General features: G+C 75.8%; 27 protein-coding genes. 14 read left to right on the plus strand and 13 right to left on the minus strand.

What is annotated here, in order from left to right; genetic code table 11:
* Positions 1 to 39 precede the first annotated feature (39 nt).
* Both OO48_RS38120 and OO48_RS07665 read right to left on the minus strand, forming a co-directional pair.
* Positions 40 to 921, minus strand: a complete 882-nt coding sequence (locus OO48_RS38120; RefSeq protein WP_051731859.1) for a hypothetical protein — start codon at positions 919 to 921, stop codon at positions 40 to 42.
* A complete protein-coding gene (locus OO48_RS07665; protein ID WP_245194547.1) occupies positions 918 to 1,652 on the minus strand; it encodes an RNA polymerase sigma factor in 735 nt (244 codons plus the stop codon). The genes OO48_RS38120 and OO48_RS07665 overlap by 4 nt, the downstream gene beginning before the upstream one ends.
* Positions 1,653 to 1,929: 277 nt before the next feature.
* On the opposite strand from OO48_RS07665, the gene OO48_RS07670 reads away from it, so the two are divergent.
* The 3 genes from OO48_RS07670 (at position 1,930) to OO48_RS07680 (ending at position 4,154) form a co-directional block, all read left to right on the plus strand.
* Complete coding sequence (locus OO48_RS07670) at positions 1,930 to 2,628, plus strand: hypothetical protein (protein ID WP_033213607.1); 699 nt, start codon at positions 1,930 to 1,932, stop codon at positions 2,626 to 2,628.
* 69 nt (positions 2,629 to 2,697) lie between these two features.
* Positions 2,698 to 3,417 carry a tyrosine-protein phosphatase gene (locus OO48_RS07675; RefSeq protein WP_033213608.1) on the plus strand — a complete coding sequence of 240 codons (720 nt, stop codon included), beginning with the start codon at positions 2,698 to 2,700 and terminating at the stop codon, positions 3,415 to 3,417.
* Positions 3,418 to 3,458: 41 nt separating this feature from the next.
* Entirely contained in the window at positions 3,459 to 4,154 is a 696-nt protein-coding gene (locus tag OO48_RS07680) for a class I SAM-dependent DNA methyltransferase (protein WP_033213609.1), read from the plus strand.
* Between the two features lie 61 nt (positions 4,155 to 4,215).
* On the opposite strand, the gene OO48_RS07685 is transcribed toward OO48_RS07680, so the two are convergent.
* Both OO48_RS07685 and OO48_RS07690 read right to left on the minus strand, forming a co-directional pair.
* A complete protein-coding gene (locus tag OO48_RS07685; protein ID WP_033213610.1) occupies positions 4,216 to 4,710 on the minus strand; it encodes an NUDIX domain-containing protein in 495 nt (164 codons plus the stop codon).
* 69 nt (positions 4,711 to 4,779) lie between these two features.
* Positions 4,780 to 5,058 carry a hypothetical protein gene (locus tag OO48_RS07690; protein WP_033213611.1) on the minus strand — a complete coding sequence of 93 codons (279 nt, stop codon included), beginning with the start codon at positions 5,056 to 5,058 and terminating at the stop codon, positions 4,780 to 4,782.
* 128 nt (positions 5,059 to 5,186) lie between these two features.
* Between OO48_RS07690 and OO48_RS07695 the strand changes: the two genes are divergently transcribed.
* The gene (locus OO48_RS07695) at positions 5,187 to 7,619 is read left to right on the plus strand and encodes a lysylphosphatidylglycerol synthase transmembrane domain-containing protein (protein ID WP_051731860.1); all 2,433 of its coding nucleotides are present in this window, start codon (positions 5,187 to 5,189) and stop codon (positions 7,617 to 7,619) included.
* 20 nt (positions 7,620 to 7,639) lie between these two features.
* On the opposite strand, the gene OO48_RS07700 is transcribed toward OO48_RS07695, so the two are convergent.
* The 4 genes from OO48_RS07700 to OO48_RS07715 form a co-directional block, all read right to left on the minus strand.
* Entirely contained in the window at positions 7,640 to 7,873 is a 234-nt protein-coding gene (locus tag OO48_RS07700; RefSeq protein ID WP_033213612.1) for a hypothetical protein, read from the minus strand.
* Positions 7,874 to 7,953: 80 nt separating this feature from the next.
* On the minus strand, positions 7,954 to 8,766 hold the full coding sequence (locus OO48_RS07705) for an ABC transporter ATP-binding protein (RefSeq protein WP_033213613.1): 813 nt from the start codon (positions 8,764 to 8,766) through the stop codon (positions 7,954 to 7,956).
* Positions 8,767 to 8,834: 68 nt separating this feature from the next.
* Entirely contained in the window at positions 8,835 to 9,860 is a 1,026-nt protein-coding gene (locus OO48_RS07710; RefSeq protein WP_033213614.1) for a FecCD family ABC transporter permease, read from the minus strand.
* Positions 9,861 to 9,915: 55 nt separating this feature from the next.
* Complete coding sequence (locus OO48_RS07715) at positions 9,916 to 10,947, minus strand: FecCD family ABC transporter permease (RefSeq protein WP_033213615.1); 1,032 nt, start codon at positions 10,945 to 10,947, stop codon at positions 9,916 to 9,918.
* A 172-nt stretch (positions 10,948 to 11,119) separates the two neighbouring features.
* Here OO48_RS07715 and OO48_RS07720 point away from each other — a divergent pair, with 172 nt between their 5' ends.
* The 3 genes from OO48_RS07720 (at position 11,120) to OO48_RS07730 (ending at position 13,767) form a co-directional block, all read left to right on the plus strand.
* Positions 11,120 to 12,151 carry an ABC transporter substrate-binding protein gene (locus OO48_RS07720; RefSeq protein ID WP_033213616.1) on the plus strand — a complete coding sequence of 344 codons (1,032 nt, stop codon included), beginning with the start codon at positions 11,120 to 11,122 and terminating at the stop codon, positions 12,149 to 12,151.
* Positions 12,152 to 12,162: 11 nt separating this feature from the next.
* Positions 12,163 to 13,005 carry a siderophore-interacting protein gene (locus OO48_RS07725; protein ID WP_033213617.1) on the plus strand — a complete coding sequence of 281 codons (843 nt, stop codon included), beginning with the start codon at positions 12,163 to 12,165 and terminating at the stop codon, positions 13,003 to 13,005.
* 159 nt (positions 13,006 to 13,164) lie between these two features.
* Positions 13,165 to 13,767, plus strand: a complete 603-nt coding sequence (locus OO48_RS07730; protein WP_033213618.1) for a superoxide dismutase — start codon at positions 13,165 to 13,167, stop codon at positions 13,765 to 13,767.
* A gap of 51 nt (positions 13,768 to 13,818) precedes the next feature.
* Here the strand turns inward: OO48_RS07730 and OO48_RS07735 are convergent, their stop codons facing one another.
* On the minus strand, positions 13,819 to 15,252 hold the full coding sequence (locus OO48_RS07735; RefSeq protein ID WP_081951979.1) for an MFS transporter: 1,434 nt from the start codon (positions 15,250 to 15,252) through the stop codon (positions 13,819 to 13,821).
* Between the two features lie 64 nt (positions 15,253 to 15,316).
* On the opposite strand from OO48_RS07735, the gene OO48_RS07740 reads away from it, so the two are divergent.
* The 3 genes from OO48_RS07740 to OO48_RS07750 are packed head-to-tail and all read left to right on the plus strand — an operon-like array spanning position 15,317 to position 17,850.
* Entirely contained in the window at positions 15,317 to 16,090 is a 774-nt protein-coding gene (locus OO48_RS07740; protein WP_033213619.1) for an ArsR/SmtB family transcription factor, read from the plus strand.
* Positions 16,087 to 16,992: an RNA polymerase sigma factor SigJ gene (gene sigJ, locus OO48_RS07745; RefSeq protein WP_033213620.1), complete on the plus strand. Its 906-nt coding sequence runs from the start codon at positions 16,087 to 16,089 to the stop codon at positions 16,990 to 16,992. Before OO48_RS07740 ends, sigJ begins: the two co-directional genes overlap by 4 nt.
* A 48-nt stretch (positions 16,993 to 17,040) precedes the next feature.
* A complete protein-coding gene (locus OO48_RS07750) occupies positions 17,041 to 17,850 on the plus strand; it encodes an SDR family oxidoreductase (protein WP_033213621.1) in 810 nt (269 codons plus the stop codon).
* 78 nt (positions 17,851 to 17,928) lie between these two features.
* Here OO48_RS07750 and OO48_RS07755 read toward each other — a convergent pair whose 3' ends face one another.
* Complete coding sequence (locus tag OO48_RS07755; RefSeq protein ID WP_033213622.1) at positions 17,929 to 18,774, minus strand: NAD(P)H-binding protein; 846 nt, start codon at positions 18,772 to 18,774, stop codon at positions 17,929 to 17,931.
* Between the two features lie 585 nt (positions 18,775 to 19,359).
* Between OO48_RS07755 and OO48_RS07760 the strand changes: the two genes are divergently transcribed.
* The gene (locus OO48_RS07760) at positions 19,360 to 19,587 is read left to right on the plus strand and encodes a DinB family protein (protein WP_051731861.1); all 228 of its coding nucleotides are present in this window, start codon (positions 19,360 to 19,362) and stop codon (positions 19,585 to 19,587) included.
* Positions 19,588 to 19,656: 69 nt separating this feature from the next.
* Here OO48_RS07760 and OO48_RS39605 read toward each other — a convergent pair whose 3' ends face one another.
* Together OO48_RS39605 and OO48_RS39610 are read right to left on the minus strand one after the other, a co-directional pair.
* Positions 19,657 to 19,803 carry a hypothetical protein gene (locus OO48_RS39605; RefSeq protein WP_245194548.1) on the minus strand — a complete coding sequence of 49 codons (147 nt, stop codon included), beginning with the start codon at positions 19,801 to 19,803 and terminating at the stop codon, positions 19,657 to 19,659.
* A complete protein-coding gene (locus OO48_RS39610) occupies positions 19,800 to 20,078 on the minus strand; it encodes an MFS transporter (RefSeq protein WP_033213623.1) in 279 nt (92 codons plus the stop codon). The genes OO48_RS39605 and OO48_RS39610 overlap by 4 nt, the downstream gene beginning before the upstream one ends.
* A gap of 185 nt (positions 20,079 to 20,263) precedes the next feature.
* Here OO48_RS39610 and OO48_RS07770 point away from each other — a divergent pair, with 185 nt between their 5' ends.
* The 3 genes from OO48_RS07770 to OO48_RS07780 all read left to right on the plus strand — a co-directional run bounded on the left by OO48_RS07770 (position 20,264) and on the right by OO48_RS07780 (position 21,975).
* The gene (locus tag OO48_RS07770) at positions 20,264 to 20,677 is read left to right on the plus strand and encodes a winged helix-turn-helix transcriptional regulator (protein WP_033213624.1); all 414 of its coding nucleotides are present in this window, start codon (positions 20,264 to 20,266) and stop codon (positions 20,675 to 20,677) included.
* 150 nt (positions 20,678 to 20,827) lie between these two features.
* Positions 20,828 to 20,989 (plus strand): winged helix-turn-helix domain-containing protein, encoded by a 162-nt coding sequence (locus tag OO48_RS36005; RefSeq protein WP_081951976.1) that lies wholly within the window; start codon positions 20,828 to 20,830, stop codon positions 20,987 to 20,989.
* A 134-nt stretch (positions 20,990 to 21,123) separates the two neighbouring features.
* On the plus strand, positions 21,124 to 21,975 hold the full coding sequence (locus OO48_RS07780; RefSeq protein WP_033213625.1) for an aldo/keto reductase: 852 nt from the start codon (positions 21,124 to 21,126) through the stop codon (positions 21,973 to 21,975).
* 189 nt (positions 21,976 to 22,164) lie between these two features.
* On the opposite strand, the gene OO48_RS07785 is transcribed toward OO48_RS07780, so the two are convergent.
* Positions 22,165 to 23,085, minus strand: a 921-nt coding sequence (locus OO48_RS07785) for an IS3 family transposase (RefSeq protein WP_245194549.1), incomplete at its 5' end; no start/stop codon positions are given.

The raw sequence follows: 23,085 nt of genomic DNA on the forward strand, positions 1-23,085 counted from the left end.
CGCGGCCCGGGGGAGCCGCGGTCCGACCGGAGTTCGGTGTCAGTCCTGGCCGTTCCCCCCGCCGGACGGCCGCTCGCTCCCGCGTCCCCACCTGCCGGACGAGGACGAGGGAGACGGTGACGGTGACGGCGAGGCGGACCGGCTCGGGGCGGTCGTGGACCTCCCGTGGCCCTCCCCGCCCGGCTGGTCCCCGCCGTGCGCGGCGAGCAGCGCGCAGAAGCCGGTCACCTTCTCCGGTGCGCCGGCCGCCTTCAGCAGCTCGGCGAGCGCCGGGTCGGTGGCGGCCTCCTTGGGCTTGCTGCCGCCCGCGACCCGCCCGGCGAAGCCCTCGCAGAGCTCCGGCAGGTCAGGCAGGCCGGCCGGGTCGGTGGAGACCCGCCCGGTGGGCCGGGCCGGGCCGCCGGAGCGGCTCGGCGAGGCGCTCGGCCGGCCGGTGCGGTCGGCGCCGGTGCCCGCGGGGGACGGCGGGGCGGACGGCCCGGCGGACGACGGCGCGGGCGCCGCGCCGGTGGCCGACGGGGCCGGGGCGGGACCGCCCAGCACCTCCGGCAGCCGACCGGTGGAGGCCGCGACCGCGACGCCGCCCACGGCGGTGACGCCCAGCGCGACGGCAACGGCCTTCGCACTGAGGGCACGCGCGAGCGCGCTGTCCGCCATCTTCCGTCTCCGGTGCTGCGTGGGGGTCGGCTGGCGACGAGCCTGCCGGAACGCGGCCACGGCCCCCTCTTCGCCGGGCAGCGGGCCGTCACCGGCCGCCCGGCTCGTCGCAGCGGCGGCGAGCAGGGCGGCGAGCTCCGGCCGTCCTGGCGCGGACTGCTGCCCGGCGGAGGGGTCCTGACCGGCCTCCGGGTCGACCGTGACACCGTCGAGCAGCCGCTCGGCGGTGGCGCGATCGATCCGGCGGGATCGGTTGGTGCTCATCTCATGTCCTTCAGCGTCGGCACCTGCGCCGGTGTCACACCCTGCGCGGAAATTCTTTTCCCGGCCCCCCGGCGGGGCGCTCCGGCCACCGCTCCCCCGCCCTGCTCCAGCATCTTGGCCAGCCGCTTGAGCCCCCGGTGGGCGGCCATCCGGACGCTGCCCGAGCGCTTGCCGAGCACCTTCGCGGCGCTCTCCGCGTCCAGCCCGAGCACCACCCGCAGCAGCACCGCCTCGGCCTGGTCGGGCGGCAGCGAGGCGATCAGCGCGAGCGCGTCGGAGGTGGCGACGGCGGCCATCACCTGGCCCTCGGTGTCCTCGGCGGCGGCCAGCTCGGCCAGGTACTCCACCGGCAGGTCGGCGACCGGGCGGCGGCGCAGGCGGCGCAGGTGGTCCATGGCCCGGTTGCGGGCGATCGTGGCGGCCCAGCCGCGGAAGCCGTCCGCGTCGCCGCGGAAGCCCGGCAGGTCGCGGGCGATCTGCAGCCAGGTCTCGGAGGCGATGTCCTCGGCGTCCTCGGCCCGCCCTCCGACCAGCACCCGCAGGTAGCGCAGCAGCCCCGGCTGGACGGCCCGGAACAGGACCCGGAACGCCTCCTCGTCACCGTCCCGGGCGGCGCGGACGGCTTCCGCGAGGTCGGCCCGCCGGGCGGGCGGGCGGTCCGGTGCATTCGGACGGCCGAGCCGGTCCCCGTCGTCCGCCCCGTGGTGTTCAGCTCTGTGCACCCGCCACATCATGGGCCATCCGGAGGCACGCTCCCACCTCCGGGGCGCCGCCGGGCCCGTGACGGCGCGGTGGCCGATCGGTGGCGGCCCGGTGCGGGAGCGGTGCCCGCCGGCGCCGCGCCGGCCCCCGCCGCCGGGCAGGGTCGCAGGGCCCGCGTCGCCCCGACCTTCGTCCCGCCGACTGCCGTCCTTCGCCCGCGGTTCGGCCACCCTCCCTCGCCATACCGTGCAAATACGGGGCAATTCGCCCACGTGCCATCCATCGGACGAGGAGGCCGGAGCCGTCATGCGCACCGCCCAGGAGCTCTACACCGCGGGGATCCGCGACCACTTCGCGCCCGCGCTGCGGCGGCTCGGCTTCCGGGGCTGGCGGCACTCCTTCTCGCTGCCCGACCGGGACCGCTGGGCGGTGCTCGGCGTGCGGTCGGAGCCCGACGGCGGGCGGGTCAGGTACACCGTCTACCTCTCCGTCACCGACAAGTCCGCCTGGGACCGGCGCAGCATCCGGCCCGACGCCAACTCCCCCACCGGGTTGGAGCGCTGGCACTCCCCGATCGGCGAACTGCTGCCGGTCGGCGGCGAGGTCTGGTGGGAGGTCGCGCCCGGGCCGCGCTGGCTGATCGCCGTCGAGGACTCGGTGGCCGCCGTCCGCGGCTACGCGCTGCCCGAGCTGCGCCGCCGGCTGCGCGCCGAGGACCGCGAGCACTACCTCGGCCAGGCCGAGCTCGACGGCGTCAACGGCGCCCTCGCCGCGGCCGCCGTCGCCCGCATCCAGCGCGCCGAACTCGTCGGCGGCGCCCTGGAGCTGCACGGCGCGTGGAGCCGGCACGACCCGGCCGCGCACGCCGTCCTGGCCGGCGCCGCCCGCGGCTTCCTGTCCGCCCGGGACGCCAGGTTCCGCACCGTACGGGTGCTCGACACGCTCGGCCGGACGCTGTGGGAGTTCCGGCACGCCGCCGACGGGAACCATCCCGGCGCCGACTGAGTCCCTGTCAGTGGCGGTGCGCCGGGCGCACCGCCGGGACGACACGGGGCGCGCACAGCGGGGGCTGACATGACGACGGGGACCACGGCGGTACCGCACGAGGAACGCCGGCTCGACTGGGACGGCTGCCTGAACGTCCGCGACCTCGGTCTGCTGCCCACCCTCGACGGCCGGCGCACCCGCACCGGCGCGGTCGTCCGCGCCGACAACCTCGACCGGCTCACCGCCGAGGGCCAGAACTCCCTGGTCGCGTACGGCGTGCGCACCGTCGTCGACCTGCGCGACGCCGCCGAGTACCGGCCGCTGCTGCCCGCGCCCGACGACGTCGACCTGGTCCGCGTCCCGCTCGACGCCCTGGCCGGGCCCGACTGGTGGGCCCGGTTCGGCGGTCTGGACGGCACCCCGCTGTCCTTCCGCCCCTACCTCGACCACTGCCGGCAGGCCGTCGCCGACCTGGTCGCCGCCGTCGCCCGGGCCCGCCCCGGCGCCGTCGTGGTGCACTGCGGGGCCGGCCGCGACCGCACCGGCCTGGCCGCCCTGGTCCTGCTCGCCCTCGCCGGGGTCACCCCCGCCGCGATCGCCGAGGACTACCTGCTCTCCGCCGCCAACCTGCGCCCGCTGTGGGCCATCCTGGACCGCTCCGGGGAGGAGGCCGGCATCGCCCGCGTCCTCGCCGACGCCGACACCACCCCCGAGCAGGCCCTGCACGAGGTCCTGGCCGAGTTCGACGCCGAGCGGTGGCTGCCCGCCGGGGACGTCGCCGCCGTCCGGGCCCGGCTGCTCGGATAACCGCTCGCCGTGCGGGCGGGGCGCGGACGAGACTGTCCGGCATGACGAACTTCTCCCTGTTCGACACCCGCGGTTACCCCACCGTCGACGTCCGCACCGGCTACGCGGGGTGGGTCGACAGCTACGAGAGCACCGTCCAGGACGCGATGGACGTCGACGTGCTGGCCCGGCTCACCGTCCCGCGCTGGGCCGACGCCGCCACCGCCGCCGACCTCGGCTGCGGCACCGGCCGCACCGGCGCCTGGCTGCGCGGGCGCGGCGTCGGGGCGGTCGACGGGATCGACCTCACCCCCGAGATGCTGGCCCGCGCCCGCGAGCGCGGCGCGCACCGGCGGCTGGTCGAGGGCGACCTCGCCGCGACCGGCTTCGCCACCGGCGGCTACGACCTGGCCGCCTGCTCCCTGGTCGACGAGCACCTCGCCGACCTCGGCCCGCTCTACCGCGAGGCGCACCGCGTGGTCCGCCCCGGCGGCCTGTTCGTCCTGGTCGGCCTGCACCCCGCCTTCATCATGGCCGCCGGCATGCCCACCCACTACGACGGCCCCGACGGTCCGATCGCCATCACCACCCACGTCCACCTGGTCAGCGACCACCTCACCGCCGGCCTCGCCGCGGGCTGGCGGCTCGCCGAGATGCGCGAGGAGGTCGTGGGCGACCGGTGGACGGCCCTGAAGCCCAAGTGGGAGCGGCACCGCGGCCACCCGGTCTCGGCGGCGTACGTCTGGCGCAAGGAGTAGGGCCGCCGGGGAGCCCGGGAGCGCACCGGCCGGAGCGCTCCCGGCCGCACGCCCGGCCTCCTCAGAAACCCGAGTTCGGCGCCGTCACCATCCGGGTGCGGCCGTCCGCCCGTGCGGCGAGGCCGGCTTCGAGGCGCAGGGCGCGGGCCGGTCCGAGGAGGGCGAGCGCCTCGGGGACGGGGGCCCAGCGGTGGGCGTCGAGCTCGCCGGGCGGGAGGGTGACGGGGGTGTCGGCGGGGAAGACGCCCAGGTCGAAGAGGAAGTGGCAGGCGGGGTGGTCGAGTTCGCCGCTGGGGTTGGTCCAGGCGACGGCCAGGAGTTCGCCGGCCTCGCGGCGCAGCCCGGTCTCCTCGTGGAGTTCGCGGGTCGCGCACTGCCGGGGGTTCTCGCCGAGGTCGACGGTGCCGCCGACGAACTGCCAGGCGTCGCGGTAGCCGGCCTTGACGATCAGGACGCGGCCGTCGGGGTCGGTGATCAGGCAGCCCGCGGCGGCGTACACGCGGTGCAGGGAGGCGAGCCACTCCTCGCGGGAGGCGAATTCGGGTGCGTCGGCCATGGCACTCCTTCGGCGGGGGCGGGAGCTTGCGGCCCCACTCTCCCACCCCCGCCCGGGCCCGGACAGCCCTCAGTGCGCGGAGTGCCGCTCCGCCCCCCGGTGCCGGTGGCCCGGCAGGTCGGCGTGGGTGGCGGGCCCCTCGGCGGGGCCGGCCGCCGCGGGCGCCCGGCGGCCGCCGTGGCTGAACACCTCGTCCGCGTAGTGCGGGCCGCCGCGGGTTTCGAGGGCCGCCCCGCCGTGCAGCCGCGGGGGGACGGCCGTCGGATCGGCCGCCATGCCGCGCTCCGCGAGCAGTTCCTCACCGCCCCGGAGGAGCATGGCCGTCCTGTCGGTCGAGCGCTCGGTCATCACCTGGCTCCCTTCGTCGGACCTCCATCAGACCGATATGCCCGGTATCAGGCGATATACACCCGGACGCCTGACCGCCCCTGCCGGAACGGTCCGATCGAGGCCACGGCGGTGTGGGACCATGCCGCGTGGCCACGGTGATACAAGCCGACGAATCCCAGGGATCCCGAACGACCCCGCCCCCGCGCCGGACGCGGACCCGGCGGGCGGACCGCGTCCGCCACCCCGCCGCGCTGATCCGGCTGGCCGTCGGCGGGGGCTGGATCACCCTGGTGCTGCTGCTGGCCTGCTACGCCCGCTCCTCCGCGCTCGGCCTGGACAGCGACGTGGCCCGCGGCGTCGAACTGCTGCCCTGGCCGCCCGCCAAGCTCACCGCCGCGCTGTGCGGCACCGCGCTGCTCACCGTGCCACCGGCCTTCGCCGTCGACCGGGTGCTGCGCGGGGAGGGCCGCCGGGTCGCCGACGGCGTGCTCGCCGCCGTCCTCGCGTACGGCCTCTCGCTCGGACTGGACCTGCTGGCCGGCGACTTGACCGCGCTCACCCACCCGCTGCCGCTCGGCGGCGGCCGCACCGACCCGGTGTACGGGCACCTCGCGCCGGTACTGGCCTTCATGACCGCCCTCGGCACCGCCGGGCGCCGCCGCTGGCGCACCGCGCTGGGCGTCACGCTGGGCCTGTCCGGGCTGTCCGGCCTGGTCACCGGCTACGCCACCCCGCTGTCGCTGGTGCTGGCGCTGCTGCTCGGCTGGACCACCGCGCACGCCGCCCGGTACGCCGTCGGCGAGCCGGTCAGCGAACCCACCGAGGAGCAGATCGCCGCCGCCCTGGCCGGCTCCGGCGTCCGCCCGGACGCGGTGCTCATGCTCGGCAGCGGCCGCTACCTGGTCACCCAGCACGACGGCCGCCCCGACCTGGACGTCCACCTGCTCGACCGGTACGCGCAGGCCAGCGGGCTGCTCGGCCACCTGTGGCTGGCGCTGCGACTGCGCACCGCGCCCCGCCCGCTCGGCCTGCACCCGCTGCGCACCGGCCTGGAGCACCAGACCCTGCTCGGCCACGCCGCGTCCGCCGCCGGGGCCCGCACCCGCGCCCCCGTCGCGGTGGCCGAGCTCGGCCCGGACGCCGCCCTGGTGGCCTACCGGCGGATCGACGCCCGGCCGTTCGGCGAGCTCTTCGACGAGCCGCCCCACCCGGACGGCGAGGCCGCCGCCGTCCCCACCGACGCCGAACTGCGCGACGCCTGGCAGCAGTTGGCCCTGTTGCAGCGCCGCCGGATCGCCCACCGCTCGCTGGCGCCGAACACCGTGCTGCTGGACGCCGAGGGCAAGGTCCACCTGGTCGGCCTGGCCCGCGGCGAGATCGCCGCGAGCGAACTGCTGCTGCGCCTGGACGTCGCCGGGCTGCTCGCCGTCCTCGCCCTGTACGCCGGGCCCGCGCGGGCGGTGCGGGCCGCGGTCGAGGTGCTCGGGCCCGGACCGGTCAGCGCCGCGCTGCCGCTGCTGCAACCGATCGCGCTGGCCCGCCGCACCCGGGCCGCGCTCGCCCGGCACAAGGAGCTGGCCGCCGACCTGCGCGCCGAGGTGCAGCGGCGGACGCCGCAGGCCACCGCCGTCCCCGTCCGGCTGGAACGGCTGCGCCCGCGCACCCTGCTCACCATCGTGGCCTGCGTCGCGGTCGGGTACGCGCTGCTGCAACTTCCCAACCCGGTCGCGGTGGTCTCCGGGGCCGACCCGCTGTGGCTGGCCGGCGCGGTGCTGTGGGCCGCGGTCAGCTACCCGGTGGCGAGCTTCGCGTTCAGCGGCTTCGTCCCCGAGAAGCTGTCCTTCCGCTCCACCCTGGCCGCCCAGGTGGCCGGCTCCTTCGTCAAGGTGGTCGCTCCCGGCGGCGTCGGCGGGCTCGCCCTGAACACCCGCTACCTGCAGTGCGCCGGCGTCCCCACCGCGCAGGCGATGTCCAGCATCGGCGTCAGCCAGCTGTTCGGCCTGCTCCTGCACATGCTGCAGCTCGCCGTGTTCAGCGCCCTGGTCGGCGTGGACACCGCCGGGGCCGGCGAGTCGTCCTCCCCGCTGACCAGCGGCTGGGTGCTCTGGCTGGCCGGCGCGGTCACCGCCGTCATCGCGGTGTCGGTCGCCGCGGTGCCCTCGCTGCGGCGGCGCGCCCAGACCCTGCTGCGGCCGCTGCGCGCCGAGGTGCTGCCCCGGCTGCTCGACCTGGCCCAGCGGCCCGGCCGGCTCGCCACCGGCGTGGCCGGGCAGCTGCTGGTGTCGATGTGCTTCGTGCTGTGCCTGTACTGCTGCACCCGCGCGGCCGGCCAGCACCCGGGGTTCAACGCCGTCGCGATGACCTTCCTGGCCGGCAACGCGGCGGGCAACGTGCTGCCGACGCCCGGCGGCGTGGGCGGGGTCGACCTGCTGATGCCCACCCTGCTGTCGCTGACCAGCGGCGTCGGCCAGGACGGCGCGCAGGCCTCCGTGCTGCTGTTCCGGCTGCTCACCTTCATCCTGCCGGTGCTGCCGGGCTGGGCCGCCTTCGCCTGGCTCAAGCGCCGCCAGGCGATCTGACCGGCGGGCCGGTCGGGGGGCTACTCGCGGTAGTCCTCGTCCTCCAGCGCGACCTCCCGGACCTGCTCCACCGCGTCGCCCTCGTCCGCGGGATCGGTGCCCCGCTCGCGCTGCTGCCGCAACACCTCCAGGTCGTCCACCTCCGGCTCGGCCGCCGCCCGCTCCTCGTCGGCGGCCTCCAGCACGGTCGGGGACTGCTCGTCGACGTCCTCGGGGTACTCGGGGTTCTCGGGGTTCTCCGCATTGGCACGCATACCGCCAGTATCCGACCGAACCCGCGGGAACCCGAGCCTTTCCGGCGGCGGGTCTCGCGCCCGGGCCCGGGCGCGCGGGCTCAGGCCCCGGCGGGGACGCGGCGGTTGGCGGCGGGCACGACCAGGGGGGTGCCGGTCTCCGGGTCGGGGATGACCCGGCAGGGCAGCCGGAAGACCTCCTCGACCAGTTCGGCGGTGACCACGTCCCCGGGCGGGCCGGCCGCGACCAGCTTCCCGTCGCGCAGGGCGACCAGGTGGGTGGCGTAGCGGGCGGCCTGGTTGAGGTCGTGCAGGACGGCGACCAGGGTGCGGCCCTGCTCCCGGTGCAGGCGGGCGCACAGGTCCAGGACCTCGACCTGGTGCGCGATGTCCAGGTAGGTGGTGGGCTCGTCGAGCAGCAGCAGCGGGGTCTGCTGGGCCAGCGCCATGGCGATCCAGACCCGCTGGCGCTGGCCGCCGGAGAGTTCGTCCACCGGCCGGTCGGCGAGTTCCGCGACACCGGTGTCGGCCATCGCCTCGGCGACCACCCGCTCGTCCTCGGTCGACCACTGGCGCAGCACGCCCTGGTGCGGGTAGCGGCCGCGGGAGACCAGCTCGGCGACGGTGATGCCGTCCGGGGCGATCGACGACTGCGGGAGCAGGCCCAGCGTCCGGGCGACCTGCTTGGCGGGCAGCGTGGCGATCGACCGCCCGTCCAGCAGCACCTGCCCGGCGACCGGCTTGAGGGTGCGGGACAGCGCGCGCAGCAGGGTGGACTTGCCGCAGGCGTTCGGGCCGACCACCACGGTGAAGGAGTGGTCGGGGACGTCGACGGTCAGGCCCTCGGCGATGGTGCGCTTGTCGTAGGCGAGGGTCAGGTCGCGGCCGGCCAGGCGCGACGCGGGCTGGGCCATCGGGGGCTCCGTTCGGGACGACGGGACGGGCGGGGGCGCGGACGGGTGCGCGGACGGGTCGGGGCCGGTCACAGGCGGCCGGCCCGGCGCTGGGTGGCGAGCAGCCAGACCAGGTAGCCGCCGCCCAGGACGCCGGTGACCACGCCGACCGGCAACTGGCGCTCGCCGAACAGGTGTTGGGCGGCGAAGTCCGCGGTGACCAGCAGCGCGGCACCGGTGCACATGGACGCGGCCAGGTTCGGGCCCGGTGAGCGGGTGATCCGGCGGGCCAGCTGGGGGGCGGTCAGGGCCAGGAAGTTGACCGGCCCGGCGGCCGCCGCGGCCAGCGAGGCGAGCAGCACGGCCGCGCCCAGCAGCGCGATCCGCAGCCGCTCGGGGCGCACGCCCAGCCCGCTCGCCGCGTCGTCGCCCAGTTCCAGGGCGCGCAGCGCCGGGCCGCACACCAGCAGCACCAGCGGGACGAGCACGGCCAGCGCGACCGCCAGCGGGCGGGCCTGGTCCCAGCCCCGGCCGTCCAGGCTGCCGGTGAGCCAGAGCACCGCGCGGGCGGCGTCCATCAGCTGGGTGCGGGTCAGCAGGTAGCCGTTGACGCCGGTGAGGATCGCCGCCGTCCCGATGCCGACCAGCACCAGCCGGGCGCCCTGCACCCCGCCGCGCCAGGCCAGCGCGTAGATCAGCGTGCCGGTGGCCAGGCCGCCCGCCACCGCGCCGCCCGCCAGCGCGGCGCTGGAGCCGCCGGCCACCACCACCAGCAGCGCGCCGGTGGCCGCGCCCTGGGTGAAGCCGAGGATGTCCGGGCTGCCCAGCGGGTTGCGCACCAGCGTCTGGAACAGCGCCCCCGCGAGCGCCAGCGCCGCGCCGACCAGCAGCGCGGTGGCCACCCGGGGCAGCCGCAGCTGGTTGACGATGTAGTCCTGCGCGGCGTCCCCGCCGCCGAACAGCGTCCGCACCACGTCCCCCGGCGCGATCGGGAAGTCCCCCCGCCCGAGCGCGAGCACCCCGACCCCGACCGCCACCAGCAGCGCCCCCGCCCCCACCGCCAGCCCCCGGGGCCGGTACCGCACCGAGAACCGCGCCACCCGCAGCGTCCTCACGCCCCCACCTCCCCGGCGCGGGCGGCGGGCCGCGGGCCTCGTGTCGTCGTCGTCATCATGCGCGGGCCTTCCCCCGTCGTGCGAAGTACAGGAAGAACGGGCCGCCGAGGACGGCCGTGACGATGCCGACCTGGAGTTCGCCGGGGCGGCCCAGGACGCGGCCGAGGACGTCGGCGCCGAGCAGCAGGACGGGGGCCAGGACGGCGCAGTACGGGAGGAGCCAGCGCAGGTCGGGGCCGGTGAGGGCGCGGACCAGGTGCGGGACCATCAGGCCGACGAAGACGATCGGGCCGCAGGCGGCGGTGGCCGCGCCGCACAGCAGGGTGACGGCGGCGATCGCGGCGGCCCGGATCGCGGCCGGCCTGGCCCCGAGGGCCCTCGCCGCGTCGTCGCCGAGCGCGAGCGCGTTGAGCGGGCGGGCCAGGCCGAGCGCGAGCAGCGCGCCGGCGGCGACGAACGGCAGGACGCCGAGCACCGTGGAGGTCTGCGCGCCGGCGAGCGAGCCGACCGTCCAGAAGCGCATCTTGTCGAGCGAGGCGGTGTCCAGCAGCATCACCGCGCTGACGTACGAGTAGAGGGTGGCGTTGAGCGCGGCGCCGGCCAGGGCGAGCCGGGCGGGGGTGGCGCCGCGTCCGCCGCCGACGGCGTACACCAGGACGGAGACCAGGGCGGCGCCGGCCAGGGCCCACCAGACGTAGCCGGTGAAGGAGGTGACGCCGAGGACGGCGGCCGCGGTGGCGACGGCGGCGGCGGCGCCGGCGTTGATGCCGAGCAGGCCGGGGTCGGCGAGCGGGTTGCGGGTGAGGGCCTGCATGACGCCGCCGGCCAGGCCGAGCGCGGTGCCGGCGAGCAGTCCGAGCAGGGTGCGGGGCAGCCGCATCTCGTGGACGGCGGTGTAGCCGGGGGCGTCCGGGTCGAGGAGTCCGTGCCAGACCTCGGCAGGGCTCAGCTGTCTGGCGCCGAGGCCGAGGCTGAGCACCAGGACGGCGAGCAGCACGAGCAGCCCGGCGGCCAGGCCGAGCGCGCGGGGCGAGCCGCGGCGGGCGGTGGCGGCGCCGGGTATCGGGAGGGAGCCGGTGGTGCTCAAGGGTGCTCCGGGTGGGTCGGGGACGGGTCGGCGGGCCCGGGGGCCTCCGTACCGCAACTTAGGTTAGGTTAACCTACGTAAGCCCGGCGGCTACCGCCGGGTACCGCACTCCGGCACTCCCACCGGCGTGCGGTTCCCCCCTGCCCCGAAGCGCCCGAACCGAGGTACCGCCATGCCGTCTTCCCCCCGCCTGACCCGTCGCGGCCTGCTCGCCGCGGGCGGAGCCACCGCCCTCGGCGCGGTGCTCGCCGCCTGCGGCTCCTCCGGCGGCAAGGCGTCCGGCGGGTCCGGGGACGCGGCGGGCGGCGGCCCGTGGACCTTCACCGACGACCGCCCGCAGGCCGTCACCGCCAAGGGCGTCCCGTCCCGCGTGGTGGCCTTCACCGGCGCCGCCGCCGCGCTCGCCGACTTCGGCCTGGACGAGCAACTGGTCGGCGTCTTCGGCGAGACCAAGGCCGCCGACGGCAAGGCCGACCCGCAGGCCGGCAGCCTCGACGTGAACAGGATCGAGGTCATCGGCAACGCCTGGGGCGAGTTCTCGATCGAGAAGTACGCGGCGCTGCGCCCCGAGCTGCTGGTGACCCACATGTACGACCCGGGCGCGTACTGGTACGTGCCGGACGAGTCCAAGGACAAGATCCTGCCGCTCGCCCCGCAGGTGCTGATCTCCACCGGCCGGGTCACCATCACCCAGCCGATCGAGCACTACGCCAAGCTCGCCGAGTCGCTGGGCGCGGACCTGAGGGCGCCGAAGGTGGTCGACGCCAAGGCCCGCTTCGAGAAGGCGTCCGAGGAGCTGCGGCAGGCGGTCAAGGCGGCCGGGGGCGTCAAGGTGATGGCCTGCTCCGGCAGCGCCGACCTGTTCTACGTCTCCAACCCGAAGATCTCCTGCGACCTGATCTACTTCGCCGAACTGGGCGTGGAGTTCATCCAGCCGGAGAAGACCGACGGCGGCGACTACTACGAGGGCCTGAGCTGGGAGAACGCCGGCAAGTACCCGGCCGACCTGCTGCTGCTCGACCAGCGCTCCACCGCCCTCCAGCCCAAGGACCTGGCCGCCAAGCCCGCCTGGGGCCAGCTGGCCGCCGTCAAGGCCGAGCAGATCACCCCCTGGGACGCGGTGCCGCGCTTCTCGTACGCCGGGTTCGCCCCGCTGATCGAGCGGCTGACCGCCGCGATCCAGAAGTCCCGCAAGCTGAGCTGAAGGACCGCCCGATGACCGGCCAGGCCCAGGAGTACGACTTCTTCCCGGCGCACGTGGTGCGCACCCGCCGACTCGGCCCGACCCTGCTGCGGGTCACCTTCGGCGGCGAGGCGCTGCGCGGCTTCGCGAGCGGCGGCCGCGACCAGTCCTTCTCGCTCTTCCTGCCGCGACCCGGGCAGGCAGAGCCGAACCTCCCGTACGCGCAGGGCGAGGGCTGGTTCGCCGCCTGGCGGGCGCTACCGGCCCACGAGCGGGCCGTGATGCGCTCGTACACGATCCGCGCGCAGCGGGCCGAACCGCCCGAGGTGGACGTCGACTTCGCGCTGCACGGCACCGGCGCGGACGCCGGACCGGCCACCACCTGGGCCTCGACGGCCGGGCCCGGCGCGCGGGTGGTGCTGCTCGGTCCGGCCGTCGCCGACAACCGCTCGGTGGCGTTCCGGCCGCCCGCGGACGCCGGCTTCGTACTGCTGCTGGCCGACGAGACCGCGCTGCCCGCGGTCGGCGGCATCCTGGAGTGGCTGCCGGCCGGCACCCGGACGCTGGCCTGGATCGAGGTGCCGGACGCCGCCGACATCCAGGACCTGCCCGCCCCCGGGGGCGCGGACATCACCTGGCTGGTCCGCGCCCCCGGCGCGCCCTCCGGCCTGCTGCCCGCCCTGCGCGCGGCCGGACTGCCCGACGGCGCCCCGTACGCGTGGATCGCCGGCGAGTCCGGCACCGTCAAGGAGCTGCGCCGGCACCTGGTGCGCGAACGCGGCGTCGACCGGCGGGCGGTGGCGTTCTCCGGCTACTGGCGGCGCGGCGCGTCCGAGGACCGGCTGCGCGAGGAGGCGTACGCCGGGCAGTCCTGACCCGCCGCGGTTCGACGGAGGCCCGTCCGGTCCCACCGGGCGGGCCTCCGTCGTGCCGTGACACCGAGACTTAATGCCCCATCAGTGCTCTTGCAATAGCTTTGCAATAAGGTGGCAGTCGCAACTGACCCTCCGTCGAACCAGAAGGGCCGCTCCGCCATGGGTGCCTACACGCTGCCTGACCTGCCGTACGACTACTCCGCCCTGGAACGGGCGATGTCCGCCGAGATCCTCGAACTGCACCACTCCAAGCACCACCTGGCGTACGTCAACGGCGCCAACTCGACGCTCGACCAGCTCGCCGAGGCCCGTGACAAGGAGCAGTTCGGCTCCCTGGTCGGCCTGCAGAAGACGCTGGCCTTCCACCTCTCCGGCCACGTCCTGCACTCGCTGTTCTGGCAGAACCTCTCCCCCGACGGCGGCGACCGCCCCGACGGCGCCCTCGCCGACGCCATCACCGAGCACTTCGGCTCCTTCGAGGCGTTCCAGAAGCAGCTCACCGCCGCCACCGTCGGCGTCCAGGGCTCCGGCTGGGGCGTCCTCTCCTGGGAGCCGCTCGGCGGGCGCCTGATCGTCGAGCAGGTCTACGACCACCACGGCAACGTCGGCCAGGGCAGCGTCCCGCTGCTCGCCTTCGACGCCTGGGAGCACGCCTACTACCTGCAGTACAAGAACGTCCGCCCCGACTACGTCGACCGGCTCTGGTCCGTCGTCAACTGGCAGGACGTCAGCGCCCGCTACGCCGCCACCCGGCAGGCCTGAAGCCCGGCGGCGGGGGCACCCGGCGCACTGCCCCCGCCGCCGCCCGGCCTCCTAGGACGAGACCGCCCGGCCGCGCCGCAGGAGGCGGAGCACGAGCAGCGCCCCCAGCAGGAAGGCACCCGCCGCGACCAGCGCCGAGACGTGCAGGCCGGGCACCGGGCCCAGCACGCCCGTCAGGGTGCCGAACAGCGCCACGCCGAGCGAACTGCCCACCTGCCGCGAGACGTTGAACACCGCCGAGGCCGTCCCCGCCGCGGCCGGCGGAGCCGCCTCCAGCACCGCGACGGTGGCCGCCACCACCGTCAGCGGCGTCGCCAGACCGGTCGCCGCCAACGCGAACAGCAGCACCGGGTACGGGGTGTCCGGCCCCGCCGCCAGCCAGCCCAGGAACCCCGCCGCCCCCAGCAGCAGCGCACCCGCCATCGGCCGGTACGGGCCGTACCGAGCCGCCAGCCGGCTCGACAGCGGAGCCGCGGGCAGGCCCATCCCCACCGACGGCAGCAGCGCCAGCCCCGCCCCCAACGCGCCGTAGTGCAGCACCTGTTGGAAGTGCAGCGTCAGCACGTACAGCATCCCGTAGTACCCCAGGCTGAGCAGCAGCCCGACCGCGACCACCACCGCGAGCCGCCCGTCCCGCAGCAGCGCGGGCGGCAGCAGCGGCACCCGGGCGCCCGGCCGCCGCGCCGATCGCCGCTCCAGCCGCAGCTCCACCCGGACGAACCCGGCCAGCGACGCGGCGCCGACCGCGAACGCGGCCCACACCCACGGCGAGCCCCAGCCCCGCGCGCCCGCCTCGTTCACTCCCCCGACCAGGCCCACCAGGCCCACCACGCCCAGCAGTTGGCCCAGCGGATCACCCCGCCGCCGGGCCGCCGGCGGAACCGCGGCCCGGACGTACCGGCGGGTCAGCACCGCCGCCAGCGCCGCCACCGGCAGGTTCACCCAGAACACCCACCGCCAGCCCAGCCCGGCCACCAGCAGCCCGCCCACCGCCGGGCCCGCGCCGAACGCCACCGCCGAGACCAGGCCCCACACCCCCACCGCCCGGGCCCGCAGCGCGCCGTCCGGGTACGCCGCCCGCAGCAGCGCGAACGAGGCCGGCACCAGCAGCGCCGCCCCCGCCCCCTGCCCCAGCCGGGCCCCGACCAGCACCGCCCCCGATCCGGCCGCCGCACAGAGCGCCGAAGCCGCCGCGAACAGCCCGAGCCCCGTCAGGTACAGCCGCCGGTGCCCGAACCCGTCCCCGAGCCCGCCGCCGAGCAGCAGCAGCGCCGCGAACACCGTGCTGTAGCCGTCCACCGCCCACTGCAGCGCGGCCGCCCCCACCCCCAGCGAGGCCCGCACGCCCGGCACCGCCACGTTCACCACCGTGACGTCCAGCATCACCAGGAAGTGCCCCAGGCTCAGCGCCACCAGCGGCGGCAGGGCGAGCCGCGCCGACGGCGGCCGCAGGGAGGTCGGAAGGGTCCGCGCTACGGAAGTCATGACGGCAGTCTCGGCGCGGAACACTTCGTCGCCCGACGAACTGTGCCCGCCGTAGGCTGGACCGGTGCCCACTCCCCCCGCTCCCTCCAGCGGCCAGCCCGACGTCGCCCGGGCCGCCGCGCTGCTCGCCGACCCGTCCCGGGCCCGGATGCTGAAGGCCCTCAGCGACGGCCGCGCCCTGACCGGCGCCGTCCTCGCCGCCGAGGCGGGCGTCGGCGCGCCCACCGCCAGCGCCCACCTGGCCAGGCTCCTCGACGCCGGGCTGGTCACCGCCCGCAGCAGCGGCCGCAACCGCTTCTACCGGCTGGCCGGCCCCGAAGTCGGCCACGCCCTGGAGGCCCTCGCCCTGATCGCGCCCCCGCTGCCGATCACCTCGCTGCGCGACAGCGGCACCACCAACGCGCTGCGCCGCTCCCGCACCTGCTACGACCACCTGGCGGGCCGGCTCGGCGTCGCCCTGATGGGCACCCTGCTCGACCGCGGCCTGCTGACCGGCCACGACGGCACCCACCGCCCGGCCACCGCCGTCCGCGACCGCGCCTCCGGCTACGGCCACGACCACCACTACCGGCTCACCCCGTCCGGCCGCACCGCCCTGCACCGGCTCGGCATCGACCTCGACGCCCTGCCGCCGCGCCGCCCGCTGGTCCGCTACTGCGTCGACTGGAGCGAACAGCAGCACCACCTGGCCGGCGCCGCCGGGGCCGCCCTCACCAGCCGCCTGCTCGACCTGGGGTGGATCCGGCACGGCGTCAGCCCCCGCGTCGTCCACCTCACCCCGTCCGGCGCCGACGGCCTCGCCGACTGGATCGGCCTGCGGCCTAGCATGGATCCGTGAACGGGGAACAGGACGAGGCGGTACGGGAGTTCGAGAGCCACCGGCAGCGGCTGTTCTCGCTGGCGTACCGGATGCTCGGCTCGGCCGCCGAGGCGGAGGACACCGTGCAGGACGCCTACCTGCGCTGGCACGGCACCGAGCCGGGGCAGGTCGCCGCGCCCGGGCCGTGGCTGAACAAGGTGGTCGCCAACCTCTGCCTGAACCGGCTCACCTCGGCCCGGGCCCGCCGCGAGGAGTACCCCGGCACCTGGCTGCCCGAACCGGTCGCCACCGGGGCGCTCGGACCGATGGAGCGGGCCGAGCAGCGCGAGGCGGTGTCCTTCGCGGTGCTCACCATGATGGAGCGGCTCTCCCCGCCCGAGCGCGCCGCCGTCGTGCTGCGCGACGCGTTCGCCTACAGCCACCGGGAGGTGGCCGGCGTCCTGGACTGCACCGAGGCCGCCGCCCGTCAGCTCTACCACCGCGGCCGCAAGCACCTCGCCGCCGAGGCCCCGCGCCCCGCCACCGTCGACGCCGAACAGAACGCCGCCCTGCTCGGCCGCTTCCTGCGGGCCGCCTCCGAAGGCGCCCTCGACCAGCTCGAACAGCTCCTCGCCGAACAGGTCGTGGTCTGGGCGGACGGCGGCGGCAAGGTCCGCGCCGCGCTCCGGCCGGTGCACGGCCGGACCAACGCCGCCCGCTTCCTGGCCGGCCTGTTCGAACGGTTCACCGAGGGCGTCCGGTTCGAGCTCGCCGAGGCCAACGGCACCGCCGTCCTGCTCGGCTGGGAGGGCGACGCGCTCACCTCCGTCGGCGCGGTCGACGCCGGACCGGACGGCGTCACCGACGTCCGGATCCTCCGCAACCCGGACAAGCTCGCCCACTACGCGCGGCGGCACCGCGCGCTGTCACAGAACGGCTGACCGTCCGGTTCCTTCCGGTGAGAACCCCTCCCGGAAGGAATCCCGACCGTGAACGACCGCAACGACCTCCCCCTGCTGGTGACCGGCGCGACCGGCGTCCTCGGCCGCGAGGTGCTGCGCCACGCCCGCACCACCGGCCGCCCCGTCCGCGCCCTCACCCGGCGCACCGCCCACCCCGGCCACCCCACCGACACCGGCACCGGCACCGGCACCAACAGCGACACCGACTGGTACACCGGCGACCTCACCGCCGGCACCGGCCTGGACGCGGCGTTCGCCGGCGTCGACGCGGTGATCCACTGCGCGAGCGACCCGCGGCACCCGAAGAACGACCTGCCCGCCTTCCACCACCTGCTGGACGCCGCCCGGCGGGCCGGCGTCCGGCACGTCGTCAACATCTCGATCGTCGGCGTCGACCGGATCCCGATGAACTACTACCGGATCAAGCTCCGGGGCGAACAGCTCCTCGCCGCCTCCGGCCTCGGCTGGACCAACCTGCGCGCCACCCAGTTCCCCCAGCTCCTGGACGGCATGCTCGGCTCCCTCGCCAAGCTCCCCCTCCTCCCCATGGTCTCCCGCACCCCCGTCCAGCCCGTCCACCCCGCCGAGGTCGCCGCCCGCCTGGTCGAACTCGCCCTCGGCGAACCGGTCGGCCGCGCCCCCGACTTCGCCGGCCCCGAGACCCGCCTCGCCACCGACCTCGCCGCCGACTGGCTCCGCAGCACCGGCCGCCGCCGCCCGGTCCTCCCCCTCCACCTCCCCGGCCGCGCCGGCCGCGCCCTCCGCGAGGGCGCCCTCACCGCGCCCCGGAACGCGTACGGGACCCGCAGCTGGGCGGAGTACCTGGCCGGGAAGTAGGCGGAACGCGCACGGGAGAGCCCCCGGTCCCGCATCCCGCCGTTCTCACCGGGGCCCTGGCGGCACGCTCCCGTCCGCTCACCGGAAGGCGGGCAGCGCCCCGTTCGCCCAGTCCGCGAAGCTCCTCGCCGGGCGGCCGAGGACCCGCTCGACGTCCGGACTGACCCGCTGCTCCTCGGGGAGGGGCTCGCCCAGGATGTCGAGCGTGCCGTCGAGGACCTCCTCGGGCATGAAGCGGGCCAGGTGCGCGCGGGCCTGCTCGCGGGTGAGCTCGACGAACGCGACGTCCTCGCCGAGGACCTCCCCGAGCACGGCCGCCTGCCGACGGGGCGTGATCGGCTCGGGCCCGGTGAGGACGTACACCCGCCCGTGGTGCCCGTCCTCCCGGAGCGCGGCCGCGGCGACCGCCGCCAGGTCCGCCGGGTCGACGACCGGCAGCGCGACGTCCGCGAACGGGGCGTGCACGGTGCGCTGCCCTCGGACGCCCTCGGCCCAGGCGTACGCGTTGGAGGCGAACCCCCCGGCGCGCAGCACGGTGTACTCCAACCCGCTCAGCCGCAGGGCGAGTTCGAACTCGCGCAGCCGGGCGTGCGAGGGCGCCTGCGGCCTGGTCCCGTTGATCTGCGAGGAGAGCAGGACGACCCGCCGGACGCCGGACTCGCGGACCAGGTCCAGCAGTTCGGTGGCGGGCGCGCCGGGGCCGTTGAGTTCGCCGGCCAGCAGCAGGAACAGCGCGTCCGCGCCCTTCAGGGCGGGCCGGAGGCTCGCGAAGTCGGCGAGGTCCGCGGTGACGTGGGCGACCGTGGCGGGGAGGCCGCCGTCCGGCGCCCGGCGGGAGACCGCGGTGACCTGTTCGCCCGCCTCGGCGAGCAGGGAGATCAGCGGGCGGCCGACGTTCCCGGTGGCTCCAGTGACAACGATCATGATCGCACTCCTCGGTTCGGGGGATCCGATCCCCTTGCCTGTCTTGGTTGTTGCGGCCCGCCGACCGCGTTCCCGAAGTTAGCATCGGAAAGATAGTAGGTACCTAGAGGAAACCGACCCTCGACTTCCGCCCCCACACCTGCACCCGCACCCGAACCCGGACCCGAGCCCGACAGATCTGTCGGTTCTTCTCCAGGGTTCTGCGAAGTCCCCGACCCGGCGCCGGGGCCGCCGCCCAGGCTGGGCCCATGCCACAGACGCCCACCGCGGACCCCCGCCCGGACTTCCGCGCCGCCACCGAGGGGCTCGGCGCGATCCTCACCGACCTCCGCACCGACCAGCACGACCTGGCCACCCCGCGCCCCGAGTACGCCGTCCGCGACCTGGCCGACCACGTCGTCGCGGTGCTGCGGCGGAGCACCGCGACGGCCGGCGGCGACCCGTTCACGGCGGTGCCGCACTTCGCCGCCGACGCCCCGGACGGCGGGTGGGCCGCCGCCTGGACGGAGACCGGGGAGGGCTTCCGGGCCGCACTGGGCCGGACCTTCGCCCTGCCGTGGGGGCCTCCCGGGCGCGGCCGCCGCGGTGATCTGGACCAACGAACTGGCGTCGCACGGCCGGGACTTCGCCAGGGCCACCGGCCGGGCGGTGGACTGGCCCGCCGAGGCGCCGGCCGCCCCGCCGGCGGCCGTGGAGCGGGCCGTCCCGGACGGGCCGCGCGGCGGACGGGTGCCGTACGGGCCGGTCACCCCGGTGCCGGCCGACGCGCCCGCCATCGACCGCCTGGTCGGCTGGTACGGCCGCCGCCCCTGACCCGCCCCGACCCTGTGGAGCCCGGAGGGCAGCCGGAAGTCCGGCGGCCCTCCGCCGTCGGCGGCCCCGTCAGTCGAAGCCGCGGCCGCGCTCGGCGGACCGGCTCTCGCCGACCGTCCGGGGCGCCAGCAGGGCGCCGACCAGGCCGATCGGCACGTGGACGAAGAAGATCCAGCGCCGGCCGGGGCCGTCGGTGAGCACCCCGCCGAGCGTCACCCCGACCACCGCGGCCAGCCCGGACCGCGCCCCCAGGCGCCGAGCGCCTTGTTGCGTTCGGCGCCTTCGGCGAAGTTGCCGCCGAGCAGGGCGAGCGCAGCGGTGGCGATGAACGCGGCGCCCAGGCCCTGCGCGCCGCGGGGGGCGATCAGTTGCCAGGCGTCCTGGCCGAGGCCCGCGGCCAGCGAGGCCAGGGCGAACAGGACCAGTCCGAGGTGGACGGGGCGACGTTGACGATCGAGACGTCGAGGAAGGTCGTGAAGCCGGCCAGGCACAGGAAGGCCAGGATCAGGCCGGGGCGCGCAGCGCGTCTCGCACGGCCATCTCACTCCTGTGAGTCGTTGGTGCGGGGAAGTAGCGGGTGGTGCCGGAACGGAGCCGGATCGGTAGCTTTTTGAAAGCTAACACCCTGGCTACAGTGAGTACCTTGAAGAAAGTGACGGACGAGAGGGTGTGCACGATGGCAGCGCAGAGCCGATCCACGACGGACCCGGCCCCGACCGGGCAGCACGCACCGGGCGGCGGCGGTGCACAGGCATGCCCGATCACGCCGGTGCTCGACATCGTGTTCAGCCGCTGGACGACGCCGATCCTGTGGACGCTGAACCGGTTCGGCCGGCAGCGCTTCGTCGAGCTGAACCGCAACGTCGGCGGCATCACCGCGAAGGTGCTCACCCAGCGCCTGCGCCAGTTGGAGCGCGACGGCCTGGTGGTGCGCACCTACCACCCGGAGGTGCCGCCCCGGGTCGAGTACGAGATCAGCGAACTCGGCCTCAGCCTGGCCCCGCTGTTCGCGGCGCTCACCGACTGGTCGGCCGAGCACCTGCCCGAGGTCGAGCGCGCCCGCACCGCCTTCGACGGGACCGGCGCCTGACCCGCCCGGGGAGGGCCGCCCGCCCGGTCCTCGTCCACGGCCCGCCGCGGATCGACACCGGCGCCCGGCTCGCCACCTTGCACGGCCCCCGGTCGGCCCCACCCGCAGGGAGTTCGACCTGCTCCACCTGCTCGCCGCCCACCCGGCACCGTGCTCCCCCGCCGCCAGATCACGGCCCGCGTCCGGGCCGACACCCGGTCACCCCGCAGCCGCGCCGTCGACACCCGCGTCAGCACCCTGCGCGCCAAACTCGGCCCCGACTGGATCGTCACCGTCCGCGGCATCGGCTGCCGCTTCGGCCACCCGGGCTGACCTCGGCCCGCCCTCCGCACCGGGGCGGTGTTCGATCACCCGGCCCGGGGCATGCTGCGGCTGGACGCGGTCGGTGACCGTCCGCCGCCCGTGCCGCCGTCCGGCGCGGCGATGAACACTTCGGAGAGGAAACCGTGAACCAGACCTTCGCCCTCGGTGGCGACCTGACCGTCCGCCGCCTGGGCTTCGGCGCGATGCGGCTGACCGGGCCCGGCGTGTGGGGGCCGCCCGCCGACGTCCCGGCCGCGCTCGACCTGGCCAGGCTCGCCGTCGAACTCGGCACCACCTTCATCGACACCGCCGACTCCTACGGCCCGGGCACCAGCGAGGAGTTGCTCGCCGAGGCCCTGCACCCCTACCCGGCGGGCCTGGTCATCGGCACCAAGGCGGGCCAGTCCCGGCCCTCGCGCGACGAGTGGGTGCCGCTGGGCCGGCCCGAGTACCTGCGCCAGCAGGCCGAACTGAGCCTGCGCCGGCTGCGGTTGGAACGCCTCGACCTGTTCCAGCTGCACCGGATCGACCCCGGGGTGCCGGCCGCCGAACAGTTCGGCGCGCTCGCGCAGCTGCAGAAGGAGGGGAAGATCCGGCACATCGGCCTGTCCCAGGTCAGCGTGGCCGAACTGACCGCAGCCCGGGCCGAGATCGATGTGGTCAGCGTCCAGAACCGCTACAGCCTCACCGACCGCGCCGACGAGGACGTGCTGGAGTACTGCGAGCGCGAGGGCATCGCCTTCATCCCGTGGCTGCCCATCGCGAGCGGCGAACACTCCCAGCAGGACCGGGGCGCGCTGGCCGAGGTCGCCGCCGAACTCGGCGCGAGCACCACCCAGGTCTCGCTGGCCTGGCTGCTGCACCGCTCCCCGGTGGTCCTGCCGATCCCCGGCACCAGCTCGGCCGCCCACCTGCGGGAGAACACCGCAGCCGCCGATCTCCAACTGACGGCCGAACAGTTCACCCGCCTCGACACCGCCCACCCGGCCCCCTGACCCACCACACCCCCGGGGCCCCCACAACCCCGACCGGCGACAACCCCACGAACCGAAACTCCGGCATCACGACGCCCCCTGCCACCGCCCTCCGCCCACCCCCACCATCGACCGCACCCGGGGCCGGGGCCGGGGCAATGACAGAGGGCCTGGGGCCTTCGCCCGTGAAGGTGGACACGCGGTCATTTGTCACGCGGCGAGCGTGAGCTTAGCGGTGTGGTGTCGGCGTTCGTATTCGTTGGGGCTGAGGTGGCCGTTGGCGGAGTGGCGGCGGCGGGTGTTGTAACGGGTGAGCCAGGCGAAGACGGTCCTCCTGCAGGTGGCGGGGTCGCCGAAGTTGTGGGCGCCCTGGAGCGTCTCGCGTTTGAGGGAGGCGTGAAAGCTCTCGCAGGCCGCGTTGTCCGCGCTGCTGCCGACCGCGCCCATCGACTGGATGACGCCCATGTCCGAGCACAGGCCGGCGAAGGCCCTGGACGCGTATTGCGACCCGTGATCGGTGTGGAACACCGCCCTGTCCAGACCGCCGCGGGTCGCGGCGGCCATCCGCAGTGCGTCGGCGACCAGGCCGGTTTGCATGTGATCGGCGATGGACCAGCCCACGACCTTGCGGCTGAAGCAGTCCAGCACGGTGGCCAGATAGAGGAACTCCCCGTCCGCCAGCGGCAGATACGTGATGTCGCCCATGTACTTGCGTCCCGGTTCGGTGGCGGTGAAGTCCCGCTGGAACAGGTCCGGGACCAGTTGCGTGGCCGGGTCCGCGACGGTGGTGCGGACCCTTCTTCGCAGGCGGACGCCGGCGATGTTGTGCGTGCGTATCAGCCGGGCGACCCGCTTGTGGTTGATCCTGGCTCCGGTCTCTCGCAATTCCGCGGTCACCCTCGGCGAGCCGTAGGTCCCGCCGGAGACGGCGTGGATCCGGCGGATCTGTTCGGTCAGGACCTGGTCCTCGCGTCGGCGGACGGCCCTGGCGTCGGCCCCGCCGAGCCACTTGTAGTAGCTGGACCGGTTGAGGTCCAGGACCTGGCACAGCCGCTTCACCTCGTAGGCGTCCCGGTGGTCGTGGACGAACTGGAAGCGGCTCACCAGTTCGTCTCGCCGGCGAAATACTTG

Source organism: Kitasatospora phosalacinea, from assembly GCF_000716545.1.
Classification (GTDB): domain Bacteria; phylum Actinomycetota; class Actinomycetes; order Streptomycetales; family Streptomycetaceae; genus Kitasatospora; species Kitasatospora phosalacinea.

Excerpts from the sequence above, each read along its gene's own strand:
- OO48_RS38120 (WP_051731859.1), bottom strand. The coding sequence starts at position 921 with ATGAGCACCAACCGATCCCGCCGGATCGATCGCGCCACCGCCGAGCGG.
- OO48_RS07665 (WP_245194547.1), bottom strand. The coding sequence starts at position 1,652 with ATGTGGCGGGTGCACAGAGCTGAACACCACGGGGCGGACGACGGGGAC.
- OO48_RS07670 (WP_033213607.1), top strand. The coding sequence starts at position 1,930 with ATGCGCACCGCCCAGGAGCTCTACACCGCGGGGATCCGCGACCACTTC.
- OO48_RS07675 (WP_033213608.1), top strand. The coding sequence starts at position 2,698 with ATGACGACGGGGACCACGGCGGTACCGCACGAGGAACGCCGGCTCGAC.
- OO48_RS07680 (WP_033213609.1), top strand. The coding sequence starts at position 3,459 with ATGACGAACTTCTCCCTGTTCGACACCCGCGGTTACCCCACCGTCGAC.
- OO48_RS07685 (WP_033213610.1), bottom strand. The coding sequence starts at position 4,710 with ATGGCCGACGCACCCGAATTCGCCTCCCGCGAGGAGTGGCTCGCCTCC.
- OO48_RS07690 (WP_033213611.1), bottom strand. The coding sequence starts at position 5,058 with ATGACCGAGCGCTCGACCGACAGGACGGCCATGCTCCTCCGGGGCGGT.
- OO48_RS07700 (WP_033213612.1), bottom strand. The coding sequence starts at position 7,873 with ATGCGTGCCAATGCGGAGAACCCCGAGAACCCCGAGTACCCCGAGGAC.
- OO48_RS07705 (WP_033213613.1), bottom strand. The coding sequence starts at position 8,766 with ATGGCCCAGCCCGCGTCGCGCCTGGCCGGCCGCGACCTGACCCTCGCC.
- OO48_RS07720 (WP_033213616.1), top strand. The coding sequence starts at position 11,120 with ATGCCGTCTTCCCCCCGCCTGACCCGTCGCGGCCTGCTCGCCGCGGGC.
- OO48_RS07725 (WP_033213617.1), top strand. The coding sequence starts at position 12,163 with ATGACCGGCCAGGCCCAGGAGTACGACTTCTTCCCGGCGCACGTGGTG.
- OO48_RS07730 (WP_033213618.1), top strand. The coding sequence starts at position 13,165 with ATGGGTGCCTACACGCTGCCTGACCTGCCGTACGACTACTCCGCCCTG.
- OO48_RS07735 (WP_081951979.1), bottom strand. The coding sequence starts at position 15,252 with ATGACTTCCGTAGCGCGGACCCTTCCGACCTCCCTGCGGCCGCCGTCG.
- OO48_RS07755 (WP_033213622.1), bottom strand. The coding sequence starts at position 18,774 with ATGATCGTTGTCACTGGAGCCACCGGGAACGTCGGCCGCCCGCTGATC.
- OO48_RS07770 (WP_033213624.1), top strand. The coding sequence starts at position 20,264 with ATGGCAGCGCAGAGCCGATCCACGACGGACCCGGCCCCGACCGGGCAG.